The organism is Enterobacter cloacae complex sp. I3, from assembly GCF_014896175.1.
GTDB lineage: Bacteria > Pseudomonadota > Gammaproteobacteria > Enterobacterales > Enterobacteriaceae > Enterobacter > Enterobacter bugandensis.
This window is the reverse complement of the sequence record NZ_JADBQZ010000002.1, coordinates 165,739-186,964: the sequence shown is the minus strand read 5'-3', so window position 1 is coordinate 186,964 and position 21,226 is coordinate 165,739. Positions and strand designations below refer to the sequence as shown.

19 protein-coding genes and 2 pseudogenes are annotated in these 21,226 nt (G+C 55.7%); 7 read left to right on the top strand and 14 right to left on the bottom strand.

The annotated features are described in order from the left end of the window. Positions 1–36: 36 nt before the first annotated feature. The 3 genes from IM271_RS02160 to blr form a co-directional block, all read right to left on the bottom strand. Complete coding sequence (locus tag IM271_RS02160) at positions 37–477, bottom strand: DUF2569 domain-containing protein (protein WP_023311379.1); 441 nt, start codon at positions 475–477, stop codon at positions 37–39. Positions 478–563: 86 nt separating this feature from the next. Continuing rightward, entirely contained in the window at positions 564–779 is a 216-nt protein-coding gene (ydgT, locus tag IM271_RS02155; RefSeq protein ID WP_013096896.1) for a transcription modulator YdgT, read from the bottom strand. 233 nt (positions 780–1,012) lie between these two features. Next, positions 1,013–1,138, bottom strand: coding sequence for a division septum protein Blr (gene blr / locus IM271_RS02150; protein WP_168733269.1), 126 nt, complete (start codon positions 1,136–1,138; stop codon positions 1,013–1,015). Between the two features lie 241 nt (positions 1,139–1,379). On the opposite strand from blr, the gene IM271_RS02145 reads away from it, so the two are divergent. After that, complete coding sequence (locus IM271_RS02145) at positions 1,380–2,420, top strand: oxidoreductase (RefSeq protein ID WP_193052105.1); 1,041 nt, start codon at positions 1,380–1,382, stop codon at positions 2,418–2,420. Positions 2,421–2,474: 54 nt separating this feature from the next. On the opposite strand, the gene add is transcribed toward IM271_RS02145, so the two are convergent. From add to malX, 3 genes are all read right to left on the bottom strand, one after another. Next, positions 2,475–3,476 carry an adenosine deaminase gene (gene add, locus IM271_RS02140; RefSeq protein WP_047368418.1) on the bottom strand — a complete coding sequence of 334 codons (1,002 nt, stop codon included), beginning with the start codon at positions 3,474–3,476 and terminating at the stop codon, positions 2,475–2,477. A 96-nt stretch (positions 3,477–3,572) separates the two neighbouring features. Continuing rightward, positions 3,573–4,745 (bottom strand): MalY/PatB family protein, encoded by a 1,173-nt coding sequence (locus tag IM271_RS02135; RefSeq protein WP_193052104.1) that lies wholly within the window; start codon positions 4,743–4,745, stop codon positions 3,573–3,575. 48 nt (positions 4,746–4,793) lie between these two features. Beyond that, entirely contained in the window at positions 4,794–6,386 is a 1,593-nt protein-coding gene (gene malX, locus IM271_RS02130) for a maltose/glucose-specific PTS transporter subunit IIBC (protein ID WP_028012923.1), read from the bottom strand. Positions 6,387–6,563: 177 nt separating this feature from the next. Here malX and IM271_RS02125 point away from each other — a divergent pair, with 177 nt between their 5' ends. Further along, positions 6,564–7,592, top strand: coding sequence for a Mal regulon transcriptional regulator MalI (locus IM271_RS02125; protein WP_136343178.1), 1,029 nt, complete (start codon positions 6,564–6,566; stop codon positions 7,590–7,592). Position 7,593: 1 nt separating this feature from the next. Here the strand turns inward: IM271_RS02125 and IM271_RS02120 are convergent, their stop codons facing one another. After that, positions 7,594–8,490, bottom strand: a complete 897-nt coding sequence (locus IM271_RS02120) for a LysR family transcriptional regulator (protein ID WP_193052103.1) — start codon at positions 8,488–8,490, stop codon at positions 7,594–7,596. Positions 8,491–8,597: 107 nt separating this feature from the next. Between IM271_RS02120 and IM271_RS02115 the strand changes: the two genes are divergently transcribed. Together IM271_RS02115 and IM271_RS02110 are read left to right on the top strand one after the other, a co-directional pair. Beyond that, positions 8,598–9,578, top strand: a complete 981-nt coding sequence (locus IM271_RS02115; RefSeq protein WP_193052102.1) for an MBL fold metallo-hydrolase — start codon at positions 8,598–8,600, stop codon at positions 9,576–9,578. Between the two features lie 15 nt (positions 9,579–9,593). Further along, positions 9,594–10,448, top strand: coding sequence for an alpha/beta fold hydrolase (locus tag IM271_RS02110; RefSeq protein ID WP_193052101.1), 855 nt, complete (start codon positions 9,594–9,596; stop codon positions 10,446–10,448). A 37-nt stretch (positions 10,449–10,485) separates the two neighbouring features. Here IM271_RS02110 and IM271_RS02105 read toward each other — a convergent pair whose 3' ends face one another. Further along, positions 10,486–12,018, bottom strand: a complete 1,533-nt coding sequence (locus tag IM271_RS02105) for a YdgA family protein (RefSeq protein ID WP_059356966.1) — start codon at positions 12,016–12,018, stop codon at positions 10,486–10,488. Between the two features lie 99 nt (positions 12,019–12,117). Then, positions 12,118–13,293 (bottom strand): mannose-6-phosphate isomerase, encoded by a 1,176-nt coding sequence (gene manA / locus IM271_RS02100; protein WP_193052100.1) that lies wholly within the window; start codon positions 13,291–13,293, stop codon positions 12,118–12,120. A gap of 199 nt (positions 13,294–13,492) precedes the next feature. Between manA and fumA the strand changes: the two genes are divergently transcribed. Both fumA and fumC read left to right on the top strand, forming a co-directional pair. Continuing rightward, on the top strand, positions 13,493–15,139 hold the full coding sequence (fumA, locus tag IM271_RS02095; protein ID WP_028012930.1) for a class I fumarate hydratase FumA: 1,647 nt from the start codon (positions 13,493–13,495) through the stop codon (positions 15,137–15,139). Between the two features lie 137 nt (positions 15,140–15,276). Further along, a complete protein-coding gene (gene fumC / locus IM271_RS02090) occupies positions 15,277–16,671 on the top strand; it encodes a class II fumarate hydratase (protein ID WP_193052099.1) in 1,395 nt (464 codons plus the stop codon). Here the strand turns inward: fumC and tus are convergent, their stop codons facing one another. From tus to IM271_RS02075, 3 genes and pseudogenes are all read right to left on the bottom strand, one after another. Further along, positions 16,672–17,601, bottom strand: coding sequence for a DNA replication terminus site-binding protein (gene tus, locus IM271_RS02085; protein WP_193052098.1), 930 nt, complete (start codon positions 17,599–17,601; stop codon positions 16,672–16,674). A 73-nt stretch (positions 17,602–17,674) separates the two neighbouring features. Beyond that, the gene (gene rstB / locus IM271_RS02080; RefSeq protein WP_048999470.1) at positions 17,675–18,973 is read right to left on the bottom strand and encodes a two-component system sensor histidine kinase RstB; all 1,299 of its coding nucleotides are present in this window, start codon (positions 18,971–18,973) and stop codon (positions 17,675–17,677) included. A gap of 29 nt (positions 18,974–19,002) precedes the next feature. Beyond that, positions 19,003–19,254, bottom strand: a pseudogene (locus IM271_RS02075) (tyrosine-type recombinase/integrase); the annotation flags it as partial. Positions 19,255–19,286: 32 nt separating this feature from the next. On the opposite strand from IM271_RS02075, the pseudogene IM271_RS02070 reads away from it, so the two are divergent. Next, a pseudogene (locus IM271_RS02070) lies at positions 19,287–19,463 on the top strand (KilA-N domain-containing protein); the annotation flags it as partial. A 42-nt stretch (positions 19,464–19,505) separates the two neighbouring features. Here the strand turns inward: IM271_RS02070 and IM271_RS02065 are convergent. Together IM271_RS02065 and IM271_RS02060 are read right to left on the bottom strand one after the other, a co-directional pair. Next, positions 19,506–19,892: a hypothetical protein gene (locus IM271_RS02065; protein ID WP_193052097.1), complete on the bottom strand. Its 387-nt coding sequence runs from the start codon at positions 19,890–19,892 to the stop codon at positions 19,506–19,508. A 576-nt stretch (positions 19,893–20,468) separates the two neighbouring features. Beyond that, the gene (locus IM271_RS02060) at positions 20,469–21,110 is read right to left on the bottom strand and encodes an HD domain-containing protein (RefSeq protein ID WP_193052096.1); all 642 of its coding nucleotides are present in this window, start codon (positions 21,108–21,110) and stop codon (positions 20,469–20,471) included. Positions 21,111–21,226: the final 116 nt, after the last annotated feature.

Below are 21,226 nucleotides of genomic sequence, written 5' to 3'. Positions count from 1 at the left end.
ACCGGGGCAGGCGACAACAGGTTATCTGTAAGGTTATTACGGGTTCACGAAGGTGTTTTTCACACGCGTCGAACGTTTGAAATAGGGCACCAGCAGCGCCGCAGCCAGTAACGGGAAAAGCAGCTGGCGGACAGCAAGCGCGTCAGACACGGGCGAGAAAGCAAACGCTTTAACCGCCAGCAGAACCGAAATGAGCAGCCAGATAATGTAGTGCTTAGGCACACTCTTGCGGCGCTTAAAGAAAGCGATAGTCAGCCACAGGGTGTAGTACCACATCCCAATCGCGAAAACGAACGACACAAACCACATCGCTATATTCAGCACGCTTTGCGACATCAGGGTCTGAATAGCGTGAGGGGTAATCAATGCGGTGGTATAAAGCAGCAGCGCAAGCGATGCGCTTAATAAGGCAACCAGCAGCCATGCCAGTGGGGCGATTAACCAGCCTCCGATGCGTTCTCCAGGCGTTGCGGTCATGAACTCTCCCATTATCTGCGCGAAATGTTGTACAGCCAGTTTGCAGGGCGGAGAGTATATAACATTTCGCGCGGATGGCTACTTTCTTATAAAACGTAACGCCATACGGACTTCGGCACCTCGCCGACGTTGAACAAGCGTCCGCCGGAGACCAGCTCCGCACGGCGATGGTCAGCGGCGCGATACATATTGATAATGTCCTGATTATCCGACAGGGTGTAGTTCAGATGGTCAAACAGTTTTTCCAGGCTCTCAAGCGAATTGATCTTGCGAAATTTTAATAAATAGTCCTGAACTGTCATATTAATAATTTTCCATATAAAAGTGAGTAATACCAGTTAAGGTAATTCGGTCGAATAATAAACGGATTAATACAGACGTAAACAGCCCACTCAGATAACGCGACGAAATTAGGAGTTTTCTTTGCTGAAATTCAGGCACCGAAGGTGATGCCTGGAAGAGAAGGTTAACCGCGTTCACCAGGGCTGGCAATACGAAACTGACATATTATGTCACTCTTTAAAGCAGCAACCGGTTACTTAGGATGGGTGACGGCAGCAGGCTCCGGCGGCTGGTAGTTATCAATATGGCTGGCTACGCCGAGCAAAATGACCGAAACCCCAAGAACAATCCATCCCGCTAATTCAATGATTCGATTAATAATTGATGCCATGATTCACTGTTATAATTTATCCATAAATACAGGTCGCAAATGTTACAGCGCTGTTTCTCTGACGGCAAGCGCTTTGGGAACGATTCCCTTAAACAAAATCAGAAGGTTAATACTATGTAACAAAAATAGCCGGTACAGCCTGCTATTTTAAGCGCCATGGCTCATTATTAATGAGGACAATGCAAGTAAGGCCAGTATGAAATAAGAAACGCATAAAGAGGACAACACGATGAGTGATAACATCCGCGTCGGGCTTATAGGCTACGGGTACGCGAGCAAAACGTTTCATGCGCCTCTGATAGCCGGAACGCCGGGAATGGCGCTGGCGGCGGTATCCAGCAGCGACGCCGCCAAAGTCCACGCTGACTGGCCCGCAGTGCCGGTTGTCTCCGAGCCTAAACACCTTTTCAACGATCCGAATATCGATTTAATTGTTATTCCCACCCCGAACGACACGCACTTCCCGCTGGCGAAAGCCGCGCTGGAAGCCGGGAAGCACGTCGTTGTTGACAAACCCTTCACCGTGACGTTGTCACAGGCGCGTGAGCTGGAGGCGCTGGCAAAAAGCCTGGGCAGAGTGCTGTCCGTTTTCCATAACCGCCGCTGGGACAGCGACTTCCTGACGGTTAAAACGCTTCTCGGGGAAGGCACGTTAGGAGAGATCGTTTTTTTTGAATCGCACTTTGACCGCTTCCGTCCGCAGGTGAGAAACCGCTGGCGCGAGCAGGCCGGTCCGGGCAGCGGCATCTGGTACGATTTAGCCCCGCATCTGCTGGACCAGGCCGTGAATCTGTTTGGGCTGCCGGTGAGCATGACGGTCGATCTGGCCCAGCTCAGGCCCGGGGCGCAGACAACCGATTACTTCCACGCGGTGTTAAGTTACCCGCAGCGGCGGATTGTGCTGCACGGCACGATGGTCGCGGCCGCGGAATCTGCCCGCTATATCATCCACGGCACGCGCGGGAGCTACGTGAAGTTTGGCCTCGATCCGCAGGAAGACCGCCTCAAAAACGGTGAACGTCTGCCGCAGGAAGACTGGGGCTATGATATGCGCGACGGCGTCGTGACGCGGGCGGAAGGTGAGGAGTTGGTTGAGGAAACCCTGTTAACGATCCCGGGTAACTATCCGGCTTATTATGCTGCCATCCGCGATGCGCTGAACGGAACCGGGGAGAACCCGGTTCCGGCCAGCCAGGCGATTCAGATTATGGAGCTGATTGAGCTGGGGATTGAATCTGCCAAACATCGCGCCACGCTCTGTCTGGCATAAGTTTTAAATGCTTTTATAGGCCGGGTAAGGCGTAGAAGCCACCCGGCAAAGGGTTTACGCGGTTGCCACCTTATCCCGCAGCGCCTGCTTCTCTGCAGGCGTAAGGAAGGCGATCTCCAGCCCGTTGATCTGCGCCTGGCGGATCTGCTCGCGGCTCAGGCCCGCCTGCGGTGCGGCGATGTTGTACTCGTGGATGATATCCACGCCCTGAACCGCCGGATCGTCCGTGTTCAGCGAGGCCAGCACGCCGTGCTCGAGGAACGTTTTCAGCGGGTGCTGCGCCAGCGTTGCCACGGTGCTGGTCTGAATGTTGGACGTCAGGCACGACTCAATGCCGATGCGCTGCTCCGCCAGGAAATCCATCAGCGCGCGGTCTTCAACCGCTTTCACTCCGTGGCCGATACGCTCGGCGCCCAGCTCGCGGATGGCCTGCCAGATGCTTTCCGGGCCCGCTGCTTCACCCGCATGGACGGTAATGTGCCAGCCGGCATCGCGCGCGCGGTTGAAGTGGGAGAGGAACAGGCTGCCGGGGAAGCCCAGCTCATCGCCGGCAAGGTCAACGGCGGTGATGGCATCGCGGTGCGCCAGCAGCGCTTCCAGCTCCTGCAGGCAGGCGGCTTCGCCGAACGTGCGGCTCATAATGCCGATCAGGCGGGCCTGAACGTCGAACGTTTTACACCCTTCGCGGACGCCTTCAATGACGGCTTCCACCACGCCTGCAACGGGCAGGTTGTGGGTCATCGCCATATAGCCCGGCGAGAAGCGCAGCTCGACGTAGTGCAGGCCGTTGCGGGCCGCGTCTTCAATGTTTTCAAACGCCACGCGGCGGCAGGCATCCAGCGAGGCCAGCATCTTCACGCCCCAGTCGAGTTTGCTCAGGAAGCTGACCAGGTCTGGTTCATTGGAGGTAACCTGTACGTGTGGGATCAACGACTCAAGCGTCTGAGCGGGAAGCGTTAAGTTGAACTGGCGGCCAAGATCGAGGATGGTTTGGGCACGAATGTTACCGTCAAGGTGACGATGAATATCAGTTAAGGGCAGGCGTGTATCAATCATGGTCGCACTCTTTTCGGGTTAAAGTGCGCCATATTATAAAAACAAAACGGGGTAAAAAGCTATTTGCGCAAGGGAATATTCCGTTGCGCAAACAAATTACAGGAGCGTGTTGATCCCGGCGATGAGGCGCTGAACCCCTTGTTCCAGCTTGCTGCGTGGGCAGCCCGCATTTAAGCGCACGAAGCCATTTCCCTCTTCCCCGTAGGTATATCCCGGCATGATGGCGACTTTTTGCTGCTCGATCAGCACTTTTTGCAGTGCCCTGTCGTCAATGTTCAGCGGGCGCAGGTCAATCCAGGCCAGATAGGTTGCTTCCGGCGGCTGCCAGTTCAGTTTCGGAAAAGCACTGTTTAATTCCTGTGCGATATACAACAGATTCTCTTCCAGATAACGACGCAAGGCATCAAGCCACGGCTCTCCATGCTGATAGGCGGCGATATGGGCCGTCAGCGCCAGCACGGAAGGGGAAGAGAGCCCATCCCGTCCTTTTAGCGCGCTGAGATAGCCGTTACGGCTCTCTTCATCGCCGATCAGGCCGTATGCGCCCGTCAGTGCCGGAATATTAAAGCTTTTCGAGCCGGAGGTGAGAAGCGCCCACTTGCCGCGCGCTACCGCATTCCATGGGGTGTGGCGATGCACCCCCCACACCATGTCCATATGAATTTCATCGCTGATAACCGCCACGTCATAGCGCTCACAGAGTTCCGCCATCTGCGTCAATTCATCCCGCGTCCAGACCTTGCCGGTCGGGTTCTGCGGGCTGCACAGTAGCAGAATTTTGTTTTCCGGTTTCGCCAGGGCCGCTTCAAGCGCCGCCATATTGCCCTGCCAGCCAGCCGCCTGCTTTTCCATCTCAACGGCCACTACCTGACGCGCATTGCCTCCAATGGCGTTGTAAAACGCATCGTACGCCGGGGTGTGAACCACCACGCCGTCACCGGGCTTTGACCAGAGGCGGATCAGCTCTGACACCATGTAGATGACGGAAGGGCCATAAACGATGGTTTCTTTATCAATGCGGCTGTTAAAGCGCTGCCGAAACCAGTGCTCAACAGCGGCAAGAAACTCGTCGTTTTTCCAGCGGCTGTAGCCCAGCACGCCGTGGTTGATGCGCTGATGCAGCGCGTCGGTAATGCAGGGGGCGGTGGCGAAGTCCATATCCGAGATGGTGAAGGGCAGCAAATCCGCCGCGCCAAAGCGGTCGGCGACGTAGTCCCACTGCGTACACCAGGTGCCGTGACGATCCACGACGGTAGAAAAATCAAACATGACGTTAATCCTTAAAGTAAAACCCCCTCATGAGAGGGGGTTGAGGCATCAGGCTTCTACTGTTCGCATCAGGGTTGCCAGCTCATCTTTCACCGACTGAACCTGCGGGCCGATAACCACCTGCAAATTGTGCTGATTTAACTGTACCACGCCGATGGCCCGGTTGGCTTTCAGGGCGTTGGTATCTACTTTTGACATATCCGCCACCGACAGACGCAGGCGGGTGATGCAGTTATCCAGCGAGGTAATGTTATCCGCACCGCCCAGCGCAGCCAGAATGGCAGGGGTATTATACCCGGATTTGCCCACGGTACCGGCCACCGCCTGCTCAACGCTGGTGGCGGTATCGGTATCGCGGCCCGGCGTTTTCAGGTTAAAGCGGGTGATGGCGAAGCGGAAGATACCGTAGTACACCGCGAACCAGATAGCCGCCACGACCGGCACCAGATACCACTTGGTTGACAGGCCGTGCAGGATCCCGAACACCACGAAGTCAATCACGTTGCCGTCGGTGTTGCCGATGGTGACGCCCAGCACCGCCATCACGGTAAAGCCCAGGCCGGTCAGCAGCGCGTGGATGAGATACAGCACCGGCGCAACAAACAGGAACAGGAATTCGATAGGCTCGGTGGTACCGCCCACGACGCAGGCAATCACGCCGGAGATCAGCAGCCCTTTAATTTTATGTCGGTTTTCCGGGCGCGCGCAGTGGTACATCGCCAGCGCGGCACCCGGCAGGCCGCCGAGGAAGGCCGGCATTTTACCCTGAGACAGGAAGCGGGTGGCGCTTTCAGAGAAGCCGTGGGTAGTCGGACAGCTCAGCTGCGCCTGGAAGATGGTCAGCGCACCGCTCACGTCGTGACCGCACACCTCCATGGTACCGCCCGCTTCGGTGAAGCGAATCAGGGCCACCAGGATATGCTGCAGGCCGAACGGCAGCAGCAGACGCTCGCCGGTGCCGAAGATCATCGGACCAAAATCTCCCGCGCCGTTGATGATGCGGCCAATGCCGTTGATGCCCATCGCAAAGACCGGCCAGATCAGCGGAATGATCAGGCCGAACAGACCCATGACCACCAGGGTGACAATCGGCACGAAGCGGGTACCGCCGAAGAAGGCCAGAGCATCCGGCAGGCGGATATTGTGGAAGCGCTCGTGCAGCATCCAGATAATGACCCCGGCGATCACCGCTCCGAGGATCCCGGTATCAATAGACTGGATGCCAATCACGCTCTGAATATTGTTGGCCTTCAGCACGGCAGCATCGGTCGTCGGCAGAATGCCTTTCGCGGTCAGCCAGAAGTTAACCGCCAGGTTCATCACGGCGTAACCCACAAACCCGGCAAACGCCGCGACGCCTTTATTCTCGCGGGCCAGGCCCAGCGGGATGGCGATGCAGAACATCACGGGCAGGAAGCTAAACGCGAAGGAGCCGACCTTACTCATCCAGATAAAGATCGCCTGCAGCACGGGAGTACCGAGGAACGGGATCAGCGTGATGACGTCTTTACTGCTCAGCGAACTGCCGATCCCGAGCATGATCCCGCAGAACGAGAGGAGCGCCACGGGCAGCATAAAGGTTTTACCCAATTGCTGGAAAAACTCCCACAGCGATATTTTTTGTGCTGTTTTCGCCGTCATAAAACGACTCCTTTATTGTTAAAATCAGTTTGCCTGCTTCAATGCTGCGAGAAGATAAAACGTTTTATCAAAGTTTAGTGCGCGCTAAATCACATTCTCAGGCTTTGACTGGTAGTATAAAGATAACGTATTGATAAAACGTTTTACCGATCTCATTTCAGGGAGTCACGCTGACACATGGCTGTAGCGAAAAAAGTCACCATCAACGATGTCGCGCTGGCGGCGGGGGTTTCCGTCAGCACCGTTTCTCTCGTGCTCAGTGGTAAAGGGCGCATCTCGCCCGCAACCGGCCAGAGGGTGAACGAGGCGGTTGAACAGCTGGGCTTTGTGCGTAACCGTCAGGCGTCGGCGCTGCGCGGCGGGCAAAGCGGGGTGATTGGCCTGATTGTCCGCGACCTGACGTCACCTTTTTATGCGGAGCTGACCGCCGGGTTAACCGAAGCGCTGGAAGCGCAGGGGCGGATGGTCTTTCTGCTGCACGGCGGGCGCGAGGCCGGGCAGCTTCTCTCCCGTCTCGATATGCTGCTGACCCAGGGGGTTGACGGAGTGATCGTCGCCGGAGCGTCGGGCGTGGGTAGCGAACTGTGCGAGCGCGCCGCCGAAAAAGGCGTGCCGCTGGTGTTCGCCTCGCGCGCCAGCTATCTGGACGAGGCCGATACGCTGCGCCCGGATAACATGCAGGCCGCGCAAATGTTGACCGAACATCTTATTCGCCGCGGGCATCAGCGCATTGCCTGGCTGGGAGGGAAAAGCTCCTCCCTGACGCGCGCCGAGCGGGTCGGCGGCTACTGCGCGACGCTGATTAAATACGGCCTGCCGTTCCACAGCGAATGGGTCGTGGAGTGTGAATCCAGCCAGAAGAAAGCGGCGGAAGCGATAGGCGCGCTGCTGCGAAGCAATCCGACGATCAGCGCCGTGATTTGCTACAACGATGTGATTGCCATGGGTGCCTGGTTTGGCCTGATTCGCGCCGGGCGTCAGAGCGGCGAGGGCGGGGTGGAAACCTTCTTCGGCCATCAGGTGGCGTTAGGGGCGTTCGCCGACGTTGGTGAAAACGCGCTGGATGACCTGCCGATAGTCTGGGCTACCACCCCTGCGCGGGAGATGGGCTACACGCTGGCAGAGAGAATTATGCAGCGCATCGACAACACGGACGTCCAGTCCGGGCACCAGATTGTCGCGGCGCGGCTGGTGACGGTGAAATAACTCAGCTCTGCTGCGTAAGCGGGTTGAGCGTCAGATGAGTCTCCAGGGCTTCTACAAATTTTCGTACTTTTGCCGGGATCAGCCGGGAGGTCGGGTAAACCGCCCAAATGGCCAGCGATTCCGGCTGAGCATCTCCCAGGACGATCCGCACGAGTTTACCCTCAGCAATGGCAGGCTCTACGTACCAGCGAGATAAATTTGCGATGCCGAGTCCCCCCAGGCAGGCCTCGAAAATCGCCTCAATAGAGTTAGCCGAGAATCGGCCTGACACCTTTTGTTTGTAGCGCTGTTCACCCTTCTCAAACGACCAGTGTGTCGTATCTGAGGTGGTCAGGCAGCTATGTTCAGCCAGATCGTTAAGTAATTTCGGTGAACCGTACGCGGCGAGATACTCCGCGCTGGCGCAAAGCTCGCGGGGGTTATCACAGATGCGGTGTGCAACTAACCGGTTATCGCGCAGCGGTGCAATGCGTAACGCCACGTCTATGCCTTTCCCGACAATATCAATTTGCTCATCGGTTGCCAGCAGGTCGACCTGCAGGGCAGGATGTTGCTGCATAAACAGCGGCAACATCGGTGCAACGATCTTGCGTCCAAACGCCGCTGAGGCGGTAATGCGAAGGCGTCCGGACAGGTGCGTACCATCAGGAAACAGATCGGCCAGCGCGTTATTTTTATCTTCCAGCAACGCCTGCGCATGCGGCAAAAAAACGTCACCATCGCTGGTGGGTGAAAGGGATCGCGTGGTGCGATGCACCAGCCTGACCCCCAGCTCAGCTTCAAGATTGTTAAGAGAGCGTGACGCCGCCATGGAACTCATTGAGAGCCGACGTGCGGCGCCCGCCAGGCTACCCGCCTTAATGGCTTCGACAAACACTTCAACGTCTTCCAGCTTCATTATATCGTTTTTCGTTATGCTGACTTATCAAAGTACATATCTACAGTATTTATCGTTACGCTGCCATAGTCTCTTCACAACCTGAAAAATACCAATCTGGAGTGAAGATGAAAACGTTGAAAACGGTTCTGGCATTCAGCAGCCTGTTACTGGTAAGTGCCGCCTGGGCTGACGCACCTGCGCAGGTGAAGCAGCAGGTCCCCGGCTATTATCGTCTGGCGGTAGGGGAATATGAGGTCACGGCGCTGTTCGACGGCTATAACGACCTTTCGCCATCATTACTCCACGGTCTTTCAGACGACAAGGTTCGTAAACTGCTGGCTCAGCATAAAATCGATGCCGACCGCATGCCGACCGCTTTTAACGCTTTCCTGGTTAACACCGGTAAACATCTGGTCATGATTGACAGCGGAGCGGGGCACTGCGTGCCGGAAACGGCCGGCCAGTTGGTTAACAATATGAAAGCATCAGGCTATCGTCCCGGGCAGGTTGATACCATTTTCCTGACTCACCTGCATCTTGACCACGTGTGTGGCCTGAGCGATGCAGACGGTAAAGCGTTGTTCCCCAATGCCACCGTCTATGTACCGCAGGGGGAGGCCGACTACTGGCTTGATCCTGCAAAAGAAGCGAGCGCGCCGGCTAATGCGAAAGAGTATTTTGCTATCGCCCGAAAAGCATTGTCTGAGTATAAAGCCTCCGGACATCTTAAAACCTTCGTTCCGCCAGCTTCGCCGATCCCGGAAGTCCAGACGGCCTATGCCGTTGGCCATACGCCCGGCAGTACCGTTTATCGCTTTGCGTCGCAGGGGACGGCTATTAACTTCATTGGGGATCTGATTCATGCGCCAGCCGTCCAGTTCCCGCATCCTGAAGTGTCTATTCGCTTTGATGTCGATTCGAAAAAAGCCATCTCGTCCCGGGCGCAGGAGTTTAACGCCCTGGCGAAAGACGGCGAGTGGATGGCCGCTGCGCATCTGCCTTTCCCCGGTATTGGGCATATCACCGCCTGGCAGCAGGGCTATAGCTGGAACCCTGTAAATTACGGTCCTTATCAACGTGCGGCCAACGTGCCTCTGCTGAAATAAAGTAAGGTTATGAATATGAAAAGTTACACCGTAACGGCAAACGGCATTCGACAGTTTGTGGTTGAAGAGGGTGAAGGCGCGCCGGTTATTCTTCTGCACGGTTTTCCTGAAACAAACTATGCCTGGCGCTACCAGATACCTGTATTGTCCCGGCACTACCGCGTCATCGCGCCGGATTTACGAGGATATGGCGAAACGGATAAACCGGCTTCTGGCTATGATAAACGGAACATGGCCCGGGACATCCGGGAGCTGATGCGTGCGCTGGGGTTACAGAAGGTGGTGCTGGTGGGGCACGATCGCGGGGCGCGCGTCGCGACGCGGTTTGCAAAAGATTACCCTGAGCTGGTGGATCGTCTGGTGGTCATGGATAACGTGCCAACGCGTATCGTGGCGCGCGATTTGAATGCGTCCATCGCCCGCGCATACTGGTTCTTCCTGTTCCATCTTGTGCCCGATCTGCCGGAAGCGCTGATTGCAGGACGTGAAAATATCTGGCTGCGCTACTTTTTCTCGGACTGGACCTACGATCCGTCAACCATCAGCGGCGAGGCGTTTGACACCTATGTTCGCGCGTATCAGGCGCCCGGAGCAGTGCGAGGCGCGATGGCTGACTACCGCGCCAACGCGGAAGACGTGGCGCAGGATCTTGCCGACGCTGACGTGAAAATCGCCTGTCCGGTAATGTCGCTGTGGGGCAATGATTTTCACGCGGTCGGCAAGCTTTTCGATATGCAAAGCGTCTGGGCTGAAATGGCGGATAACCTGCGGGCGCAGGGTATCGACGAGTGCGGCCATCTTCCTCAGGAGGAACAGCCTGAGAAAGTTAACGCCTTGCTGCTGGATTTCCTGGAGGGATGGATAGGATAAGGGCAATAAAAAACCCCTCTTGCGAGGGGTTTTCTGCTTACTGCTGCGGTGCCGCCGGTACGGCTGGCGCTGCGGGTTCAGCCGGTTCCGGCATTCCCAGCGTCGGCATACCAAACATGCCAACAAACTCTTCCAGCGGCATTTTGTCGCCGTTCAGCGTTACCTGGCCGTTGGCATATTGCAGGCTGGTGGAAATGGTGTTGTCTTCCACTTTGGTGATGCGGAACATCTGACCCATCGCCGCCAGACCTTTCACCTGCTGGTTCGCCAGCTTGCCGGCATCTTCATCGCCGTAGCCTTCCAGCTTCGCAATCTGGGTCATAAACTCGGTCGCCATATCCATCGGGATGGTCAGCTTGCTGTCGAGCGACTTCACGCTGCGATCCACTTCCTGCGCCAGCGTCTGGGGTTCACCCGTGGCGGCTGCAGGATCTTTCAGGAACAGCGACAGGTTAAAGCTGGTTTCGCCTTTGCTGTTTTTCCAGCTCAGCGGCGCAACGGTGACCACCGGCTGGCCTTTCAGCAGGATTGGCAGGTTATTGAACAGCACCGCCATCGCCTGCTGCTGGTACACTTCCGGGTTCTGCTGCAGCGCGGCGTCGGTCAGCAGCGCCTGGCTCTCTTTGCTGTATTTCTGGCTAAATTCGTGCCATGCCTGGCCGTCGATATTGCCGATCTTCAGCGACAGCTTGCCGGTGCCCAGATCCTGATTCTGCACTTTCAGGCTCTTCAGCGTGTAATCCAGCTGGGTATTGATGCTCTTACCGTCTTTGGATACGTCGGATTGACCGTTAACGTCCATGCCTTCCAGCACGGCCATCTCTTTTCCTTCAATTGCGATAGCAATTTTATCCACGGAGAGCTTCTGATCGCCGATACGCTCTTTAAAGTCGGTCATACGGCTGTTGCCGTCGGCTTTCAGGTTGTTGAAGGTGAGCTGAACTTTTTGGTTATATTCGTTCACGGCGTTGACCAGGCCGCTTTCCGCTTCACCCGTCATGGAGAAGACGTTGCCGTCCCGATCCGCATCAAGTTTGAAATGGCCGCCGCTGAAGGCGACTTTTTCGTTCTCTTTCTCGTAGTTCAGCGCTTTCAGCGCGATATCAGAACTGGTATCACCGGAGTAGCTAATACGGGTGTTAATGTCGAAAGGTGATTCATTCTTCGCCAGGTCAAACAGCGGTTTGGTGACGTCGTTATTCACCAGCACGGTATGAACGGACGCCATGGACGGGATCAGGTTAAACGATTTTAACTGCGCCAGCGGCAGAGGACCGTGGCTTACCACTTCATCCAGCACCACACTCTGCCCCGGCTTCAGCCAGCCGTTTGCCGCACCGGCCACCGGCTTCACCACCAGCTGCATGCGGCTGGTGAACACGCCGCGCTGATAGTTCTGGTAGCTCAGCTCCAGACCCGCCTCCGGCGCGCTGCGCTTAATTTCTCCGTTAGCCTGCGCCACCATCTCAGCCAGACGGCCTTCCAGCTGTTTCCCGGTAAACCAGGAGGCACCCGTCCAGACCACGCCTAACGCTACAATCACTCCAACCGCTACGACCGATTTTTTCATTGCGACTATCCCTAAAATGAAACCAGGCGGTAAAAACCGCCCGGAGATATTAAGCCTTCAACTAGCTTAGCAAGAGTTGTTAAAAAATTCAGTAAGTGCTTAAAGCTTATTAAAAACGCGTGCAAGGCGACCGGTGCCGCTCAAGCTGACCGGGGACTCATTGGCTGCAACGAATGCTGACTCGCCAGGCTGGAGAACCAGACGCTGCTCGCCTTTGCGCAGCGTTGCTTCGCCCTCGACGCAGAACAGGATCGCCGCGCTCTCCTGTGCGATTGTCGTTTCCATCTGATTGAGGTCGTGCAGGGAGAACGCAAAATCCTCAACCGGAATCGGGAAGTCCAGCTCTGCACCGTTTTTCACCGGCTGAGTCAGCAGCTCCGCGGCAGGTTTCGCCACAAACTTCACGTTGGCAACCAGCTCAGGGATGTCGATATATTTCGGCGTCAGGCCCGCGCGCAACACGTTGTCAGAGTTGGCCATCACCTCCAGCGCTACGCCCTGCAGGTAGGCGTGCGGGGTTTCCGCGAACAGGAACATCGCTTCGCCCGGGTTCAGCTTCACCACGTTCAGCAGCAGAGGGGAGAACAGGCCGCTGTCGTCAGGGTAAAACTCGGAAATCAGGCGGATGGTCTCCCACGGTTCCCCTTGCTGGCTGTTCAGGGCCGCTTTCAGCACCGCCAGCGCGTGAGATTTCTCTTCACTCTGCATATTCAGCAGGCTGGCAAACAGCTGGCTGAGCGCGTCCGCGTTTGGGTTTTCGAGGAAGTGGGCAATAGCCTTGTTGGCACCCGCGACCGGCTGCAGCAGGGAGATAATCTCTGAAAACTCACGGAACGCGTTCATCGCCAGGAACGGGGTCAGCGCAAAAACCAGCTCCGGCTTGTGGTTTGGATCTTTGTAGTTACGCTCGGCGGCGTCCAGCGGGATGCCCGCCGCGTTCTCTTTGGCAAAGCCGATTTCAGAGGCTTTCTTGTTCGGGTGAACCTGGATGGAGAGCGGCTGGTCGGCGCACAGCACCTTAAACAGGAACGGCAGTTCGCCAAAGCGCTGAGCCACCTTGTCGCCCAGCAGTGCGGCTTTATCGGCATCAATCACGTCACGCAGGCTGCGTACCTGGCCGCTGGCGTCTTCAATTTTTGAGCTGCTCTTCGGGTGCGCCCCCATCCACAGTTCCGCCATCGGCAGGTTGTTCGGGTTCGCGATACCGTAGAGATCCGTTAACGCAGTTTTACTTCCCCAGGCGTAGTTTTGCACTGAGTTAATGAGTTTTTGCATTATCAAGCCCTGATTCAAATGTGGAATTAACTCCGGGTATTAAAGCAATAAACTACGTGGAAGTAACCTGTGGATGTAAAAAGTCGTACTAGTCTCAGTTTTTGTTAAAAAATTGTGTAGGATAAGCTGACTCGCTTTTAAGCCGGGCAGCGGAACATCTGCCCTGAATAAACAGACCGAAGCAGTAAGTGAGAGAACAATGTCGAATAAACCCTTCCATTATCAGGATCCTTTCCCCCTCAGTAAGGATCAGACCGAGTATTACCTGTTAACCCGCGATCACGTCTCCGTCTCTGAGTTCGAAGGACAAGAGATCCTCAAGGTGGATCCGCAGGCGCTGACGCTGCTGGCGCAGCACGCTTTCCACGATGCCTCCTTTATGCTCCGCCCCGCGCATCAGCAGCAGGTTGCCGATATTCTGAGCGACCCGGAAGCCAGCGAAAACGACAAGTACGTTGCCCTGCAGTTCCTGCGTAACTCCGACATCGCGGCGAAAGGCATTCTGCCCACCTGCCAGGACACCGGTACGGCGATCATCGTCGGTAAAAAAGGCCAGCGCGTCTGGACCGGCGGCGGTGACGAAGCGGCGCTGGCTCACGGCGTCTACAACACCTACACCGAAGACAACCTGCGCTACTCGCAAAACGCGGCGCTGGACATGTACAAAGAGGTCAACACCGGCACTAACCTGCCTGCACAGATTGACCTCTACAGCGTCGACGGTGACGAGTACAAATTCCTCTGCATCGCCAAAGGCGGCGGTTCAGCCAACAAAACCTATCTCTACCAGGAAACCAAAGCGCTGCTCACTCCGGGCAAGCTGAAAAATTACCTGGTTGAGAAGATGCGTACCCTCGGCACCGCGGCGTGCCCGCCGTACCATATCGCCTTCGTGATTGGCGGAACCTCGGCTGAAAGCACGCTGAAAACCGTCAAGCTGGCCTCAACCAAATACTACGACGGACTGCCTACTGAAGGTAACGAGCACGGTCAGGCGTTCCGCGACGTGCAGCTTGAGCAGGAGCTGCTGGAAGAGGCGCGTAATCTGGGACTCGGGGCGCAGTTTGGCGGTAAGTACTTCGCCCACGACGTGCGCGTGATCCGTCTTCCGCGCCACGGTGCCTCCTGTCCGGTCGGGATGGGCGTCTCCTGCTCTGCGGATCGCAACATCAAGGCCAAGATCAACCGCGAAGGCGTGTGGATCGAAAAGCTGGAAAATAACCCGGGCAAATACATCCCGGAAGCGCTGCGTAAAGCGGGTGAGGGGGAAGCGGTTCGCGTTGACCTGAACCGTCCGATGAAAGAGATTCTGGCGCAGCTTTCTCAGTATCCGGTCTCGACCCGTCTCTCCCTGAACGGCACGATCATCGTGGGCCGCGACATTGCGCACGCGAAGCTGAAAGAGCGTCTGGACAACGGCGAAGGGCTGCCGCAGTACATTAAAGATCACCCGATCTACTACGCGGGGCCGGCGAAAACGCCTGAAGGCTATGCCTCCGGCTCGTTAGGCCCAACCACGGCAGGGCGTATGGACTCGTACGTCGATCAGCTGCAGGCCAACGGCGGCAGCATGATCATGCTGGCGAAAGGCAACCGCAGCCAGCAGGTGACGGACGCGTGCCACAAGCACGGCGGCTTCTACCTCGGCAGCATCGGCGGCCCGGCGGCGGTTCTGGCGCAGGGCAGCATCAAGAGCCTGGAGTGCGTGGAATACCCGGAGCTGGGTATGGAAGCGATCTGGAAAATCGAAGTGGAAGACTTCCCGGCGTTTATCCTGGTGGATGACAAAGGCAACGACTTCTTCAAGCAGATCCAGTCGTCCCAGTGTTCGGCGTGCGTGAAGTAAATTGAAAAAAACGGGTGGCGCCGCCGCCACCCGACATCAAAAAGAGCGCACAAAGCGCCATACCGTTTCTCAGAAGTCATCAATACTTATCCCTTAAGCATGTGAGCAATCCCTCTTTTGTTATCAAGGAGAAAGTAATGACCACGGTACGCCATGAGAAAGACTCGATGGGCGCCATCGACGTCCCGGCCGACAAGCTATGGGGCGCGCAAACCCAGCGTTCGCTGGAGCACTTCCGTATTTCGACCGAAAAAATGCCCGTCTCGCTGATTCAGGCGCTGGCGCTGACCAAACGCGCCGCCGCGAAAGTGAACCAGGATTTGGGCCTGTTGGACAACGATAAAGCCACCGCCATTATCAACGCCGCAGACGAAGTGCTGGCGGGAAAGTATCCTGACGAATTTCCCCTTGCTATCTGGCAGACCGGTTCCGGTACCCAGAGCAACATGAACATGAACGAAGTGCTGGCGAACCGGGCGAGCGAGCTGCTGGGCGGCGTGCGCGGCATGGAACGTAAGGTCCACCCGAACGATGACGTCAACAAAAGCCAGAGCTCTAACGACGTCTTCCCGACGGCGATGCACGTGGCGGCGGTAATCGCCATTCGCGAGCAGCTTATCCCGCAGCTCAACGTGCTCAAATCCACGCTTAACGAGAAAGCGCAGGCCTTCCGCGACATCGTCAAGATTGGCCGTACGCACCTGCAGGACGCCACGCCTTTGACGCTCGGCCAGGAGATTTCCGGCTGGGTGGCGATGCTGGAACACAACCTGAAGCATATCGAGAACAGCCTGCCGCACCTGGCGGAGCTGGCGCTCGGTGGGACGGCGGTCGGTACCGGGTTAAACACCCATCCAGAATACGCGGTGCGCGTGGCGGAGGAGCTTGCTGCCATCACCGGACAGCCGTTCGTCACGGCACCCAATAAGTTCGAAGCGCTGGCGACCTGCGATGCGCTGGTCCACACCCACGGCGCGCTGAAGGGGCTGGCGGCCTCGCTGATGAAAATTGCTAACGATGTGCGCTGGCTGGCCTCGGGCCCGCGCTGCGGCATCGGTGAAATCAGCATCCCGGAAAACGAGCCGGGCAGCTCCATCATGCCGGGTAAAGTGAACCCGACCCAGTGCGAAGCCATGACCATGCTCTGCTGCCAGGTGATGGGCAACGACGTGGCCGTCAACATGGGCGGTGCGTCCGGCAACTTCGAGCTGAACGTCTATCGCCCGATGGTGATCCACAACGTGCTGCAATCTGTTCGTCTGCTGGCGGACGGGATGGAGAGCTTTAACGAGCATTGCGCGGTGGGGATTGAGCCCAATCGCGAACGCATCAGCCAACTGCTCAATGAATCTCTGATGCTGGTCACCGCGCTCAATACCCATATTGGCTACGACAAGGCCGCCGAGATCGCCAAAAAAGCGCATAAAGAGGGGCTGACGCTGAAAGCCTCCGCCCTGGCGCTGGGCTATCTCACGGAGGCGGAGTTTGACGCCTGGGTTCGCCCGGAAGCGATGGTCGGTAGCCTGAAATAATCATCCCGCCACGTACAGGTGCAGCCGAGGAATAATCAGCTTTAGCGGCTGCGCCTGAGGTCTGTAACGGTGCTGAACATTGTCAGCATCGTAATTCAGCAGTTCCCCGATATCGGGTACCACCGCGCCCTGATCGGCATCGTAAAGCGCAATCAGCGGCGTCGGGCAGGCATACTGCACCTGCTTTTGCTGACCGGAATACCAGACGCGAGCGATAGGCTGCACCTTCACCGGGCGCTTTATCTTCAGGCGCGCATCCACCGGCAGCGAGGCGATGCTGTGGTACTCCTGCTCCAGGCGCTCAATCCACTGCTCCCGCGACCACGGCGCGACGGTGCGCGGCGTCTTCAGGCTTTTTTCCAGCTGGGCCAGAATCTCATCCCGGGTGAAGTTTTTAATGATGTGCTTATTCGCCCAGCCGAAGCGCAGCGTAGCGGGGTGACGCAGTACCGTCAGCGTCCGATAGGCGTTCAGGGTAATCAGCCCCGGAAGCTGGCGGTGCACCCACTCGAACCGCGCGGCAGGCGCGAGGCCGGACTCTTCGGTGATGATCTTTTCAAAGGCCGCTTTCAGGGTGTTGATATGCGCAATCTGGCTTTCCAGCGCTTCGCGCGATGTCGCATCGGTTTGCAGGCAGATGACCCCCGGCAGGCGCACGGCGGCCTTGCTGCTGCGGTTTTCTGACTGCTGCTGGATAAACAGGCGACGATAGTGTTTTAGCGCCAGCTCAAGGGCCGCGCTGCCGATGTGCTGTTCGACCTCGATGGTGTCCAGCGGATCGTGCTCGGCTCCCTTAGCCACATCGGGCAGGGTAAAGACGCGCGCGGCCAGCAGGCGGCAGGCCTGCAAACGCTCGGTCAGGGTCAGGAGTTCGTGTTCTATTTCCCGAAACGTGCCGTTAAGCCGTTCGATGAGATCGTAGTTCGCCATAAACACTCTCATTAGTTACAACATACTTATCATATAGCACAGCACGCCGGGTCAGGCCAGCGTGCGTTTGAGGTCAGGCAGGGACGGGAAGGGCGATGTTATGGTACACCGGCCAGCTAAAGCAGAAGCGCGCGCCGCCGAGCTCGCTCTCCTCGCAATGCACCGTGCCGCCCATCGCCTGCGCGATAGAGTAGACAATCGCCAACCCCAGGCCGCATCCGCCGGTGGCGCGATCGCGGCTGGGATCGAGGCGGACAAACGGTTCAAACACGGTTTCTCGCGCTTCCGGGGCAATTCCCGGTCCGTCGTCCTCCACCGTCAGGCTGGCCCGGTTGCCCTGCAAATCCAGGCCAATCTGGAGCGTACTTTCGCTGTAGCGCATGGCGTTGTTCATCAGGTTGTCCAGCACGCGCTCCATCAGGCGCATATCGAGCGCGCCGTAGTCACCCGGCGTGACGCGCGTCAACAGCGTGCGCTGCGGGTTTACGCTCTGAACGTCATCAATGTGGGTTTGCAGCCAGGCGGGCAGATCCGGCGTGGTGAGGTTCAGCTCGTTTTGCGGGCGGTCGAGACGCGCGTAGGTCAGCAGCTCCTCAATCAGCGCTTCAAGCTGGCCAATGTCGCGGTTAAGCGCCTGATTCTCTGCCTCGGTCAGATTCTCGCTCATCTCCAGACGGTAGCGCAGGCGAACCAGCGGCGTGCGCAGCTCGTGCGCAATTCCGTCGATCAGCTGCTTCTTGCTGGCGATCAGGGCGTTGATGTTATCGGCCATCTGGTTAAAGGCCACGCCCAGACGCTCAAAGCTGGAACCGCTGTCGAAATGAATGCGTTCGGTAAAATGCCCCTCACCAAAACGCTGCGCGGCGGATTCCAGCTTCAGCATGTCCTGCCAGTGGGGCCGCATCCAGATAAAGACCGGAAATGCGAGCGAAATGGCGATAAAGGCCATCAGCGCCATGTCCAGCAGGCGCATCTGGTGCAGATAATAGAGATAGGGCACCGGCCCGACGGCCAGCACGTAATGGCTGCGCGGAATACGCTGAATAAACGTGTATTTCTCATCCAGCGCGACGATGTCCCCGTCGCGCAGACGCTGCATGGCGGGCGGATCCAGCTCAAAATCTTTCAACGGCTCAATGCGTAAATCGAATGACAGATTAAGATCCAGCTCTTTCAGGGTTTTCGCCCAGTCGTGTGGCGGGATCTCTCTCAGCTCGCTGCGCATCAAATAGAGCGAGCTTTTCATCAGATCGTCCAGCGACTGCCGGCCCGCACGTTCGGCGGTGAATTTATAAACCAGGCCGACCAGCATGGTCATCACCAGGAAGCAGACAAACAGTAAAAGATAAAACTGCACAAACAGCTTTTTCATTAAATATCACCGGGACATCAAGTAATTAACTACTTTGTTTTTACCTTAAGGGGCACTATAGGGGCATTTGCATATCCGCCAAAGCGCTGATTCAAAAATGGTACCTGATCGCTATCGAGAACATTTATCCACGCAGAGTATACATGGAAGACCATCTCTGCATTCTCATCACCCATCTGATTCGCTATAAAAGCAGGATTAGCACCTGCCGACAACATCCAGCACGCGTATGTATGACGCAGTTGATAGGGGCGTCTGCGGCGAATGCCCGATCGTTTTATCGTTCGGTAGGCCTGTCTTCTCTTTGAGTTTTGAAGCAATTTCTCGGCTGAACAAGCTTGATCATATTATTAATACCGAAACGAAAGAGGTTAGTCATTGCGCCAGCAAAATGGCCCGGTGGGAAGCTGGTGGTAGGAAACAATTTCTTCATGTGGCTCGTGAGTGGATGATGAGCGAAGTTCAGATTTATTTGCCAGGCTTCAAATAAGTATTCACAGAGAGCCACTTTCACAACGGCTCCCAGATAAAATTACTTCCTGTAAAGGTCGCCTTGACCGGACCTTGCTCTTCCCCAGATTTCATCATCAGAGAGTGAAGTTTCTATCAGTTCAATCGGTGCGCCATTGTCATTAATCATGGCAACAAAGAAACCATCAATGGGCTCATAGGGACCAAGAATTACTTCTTCATCTTCGATAGCTCTTAGCAGGTTGTCCACTTTGAAGGCGACGTGAGGCACAGTTTTTATCAGATTGTGGAGTGGAGAACTATCTTTAAATCTATGCCACTGCACACGAAACTGACCTGGGTTATCAACTGTATACATCCCGGCTTTTTCGCTGTATGCACCTTCAAAAACGCCATCCTGTAACGGGATGCCGAAGTGATGAAAAGTATACGTTACATTTGATTTCATTCTTATCTCGCTAACTAATTAATGACAATGTAATTGAGCATAGGATGTAACTACTGTGGGCACTGTACTAAATATAAACAACTAAAGAATACCATACATGAAATTCTTCCAACACGAGCGCATTTGTAAGTGGATTTAAAAGGGATATCCCTACAGCGGAAAAATCACCTGCTATTCCCTTGAGTGGATAAATAGACGTTCATGACTTACATCGACAGATGCATTAAACCTGTAAGGGAATCGATTTAACTGCTGGTAATTTTGAAATGATCAATCTGATGCGAGCGTTTGTTCTGAAGGTGTTGAATTTTTTACAAACTTATGCAATTCGCCGCTGATGCCGGAATTCTTAGCAAATTGTACTTAAGCTGCGAAATCTAGATTTATATCTTCCCCGAATCCGGAGAAAAACTCTTTGGTACCGGATGGATAAGACGCAATGCGATGCAATGTGGCTTCACTGGCATACTGTCAGTTGACCGGAAGAAGACTTTCGCACTATTACTCTTATCCGAACATCCCCATGACTGAATAGTACCTGATGCCCCCATCAGGTACTATTCAGGCTGTCCGTTATCAGCCTTGCCAGCGAGACTGTCGGATAATGCTGCAGAAATTCATAGGCTTGAAGAGTGTGTCCTTGTCTGCAAGTACATCCGCTTTTACGTTACCAAATGTCGTGTGCGGCTTGTGTTTGATGCCGTCATAAAAGGCCTGAATAATGTCCTCCTTAAAATGCGGTGTACGTGGGAAACGCTGGGTAACTGCGCTGATTTCTTCCTGTGAGAATACTTCAAAATCAATTCCCAGCACGTCCATTTCTACTCCTGCCGTAAGTAGCGCTATTTCCGGCGCCATGAATTCCGGAATACCCGGCGTGGTGTGGAGGGCAATTGCTGTCCACACCTTATCAATATCCTGAGTTCCGATGCCATAACTTTCCAGAAACTTCCGTGCTTCGTTTGCACCATCTACTTCAAAACGTTTATCGCAGCTACAGTATTCGCGAGTCAGGCCAATGTCATGGAACATACATCCAATGTACAAAAGCTCAGCATCGGCTTTAACCTCTCTTTTCTGACCGGCCAGAGCCGCCCATTGGTAAACGCGGCTTGAATGGTTAAAAAGCAGATCGGATTCCGTGTCACGAATGAACTCGGTGGCTTCACGGGCCATTTTGCTGTCCGGGATACTGATATCTTCGGTTGTGCGAATCATGAAAAACTCCTCTTCTCTGTTGTAGGTATACAGCATAAGGTTTACCTTGAATGTCCCAAAATGTATTTTAAAGACTTTATAGGACATAGAGATGATTCAGGACTCCGGAGACTTAA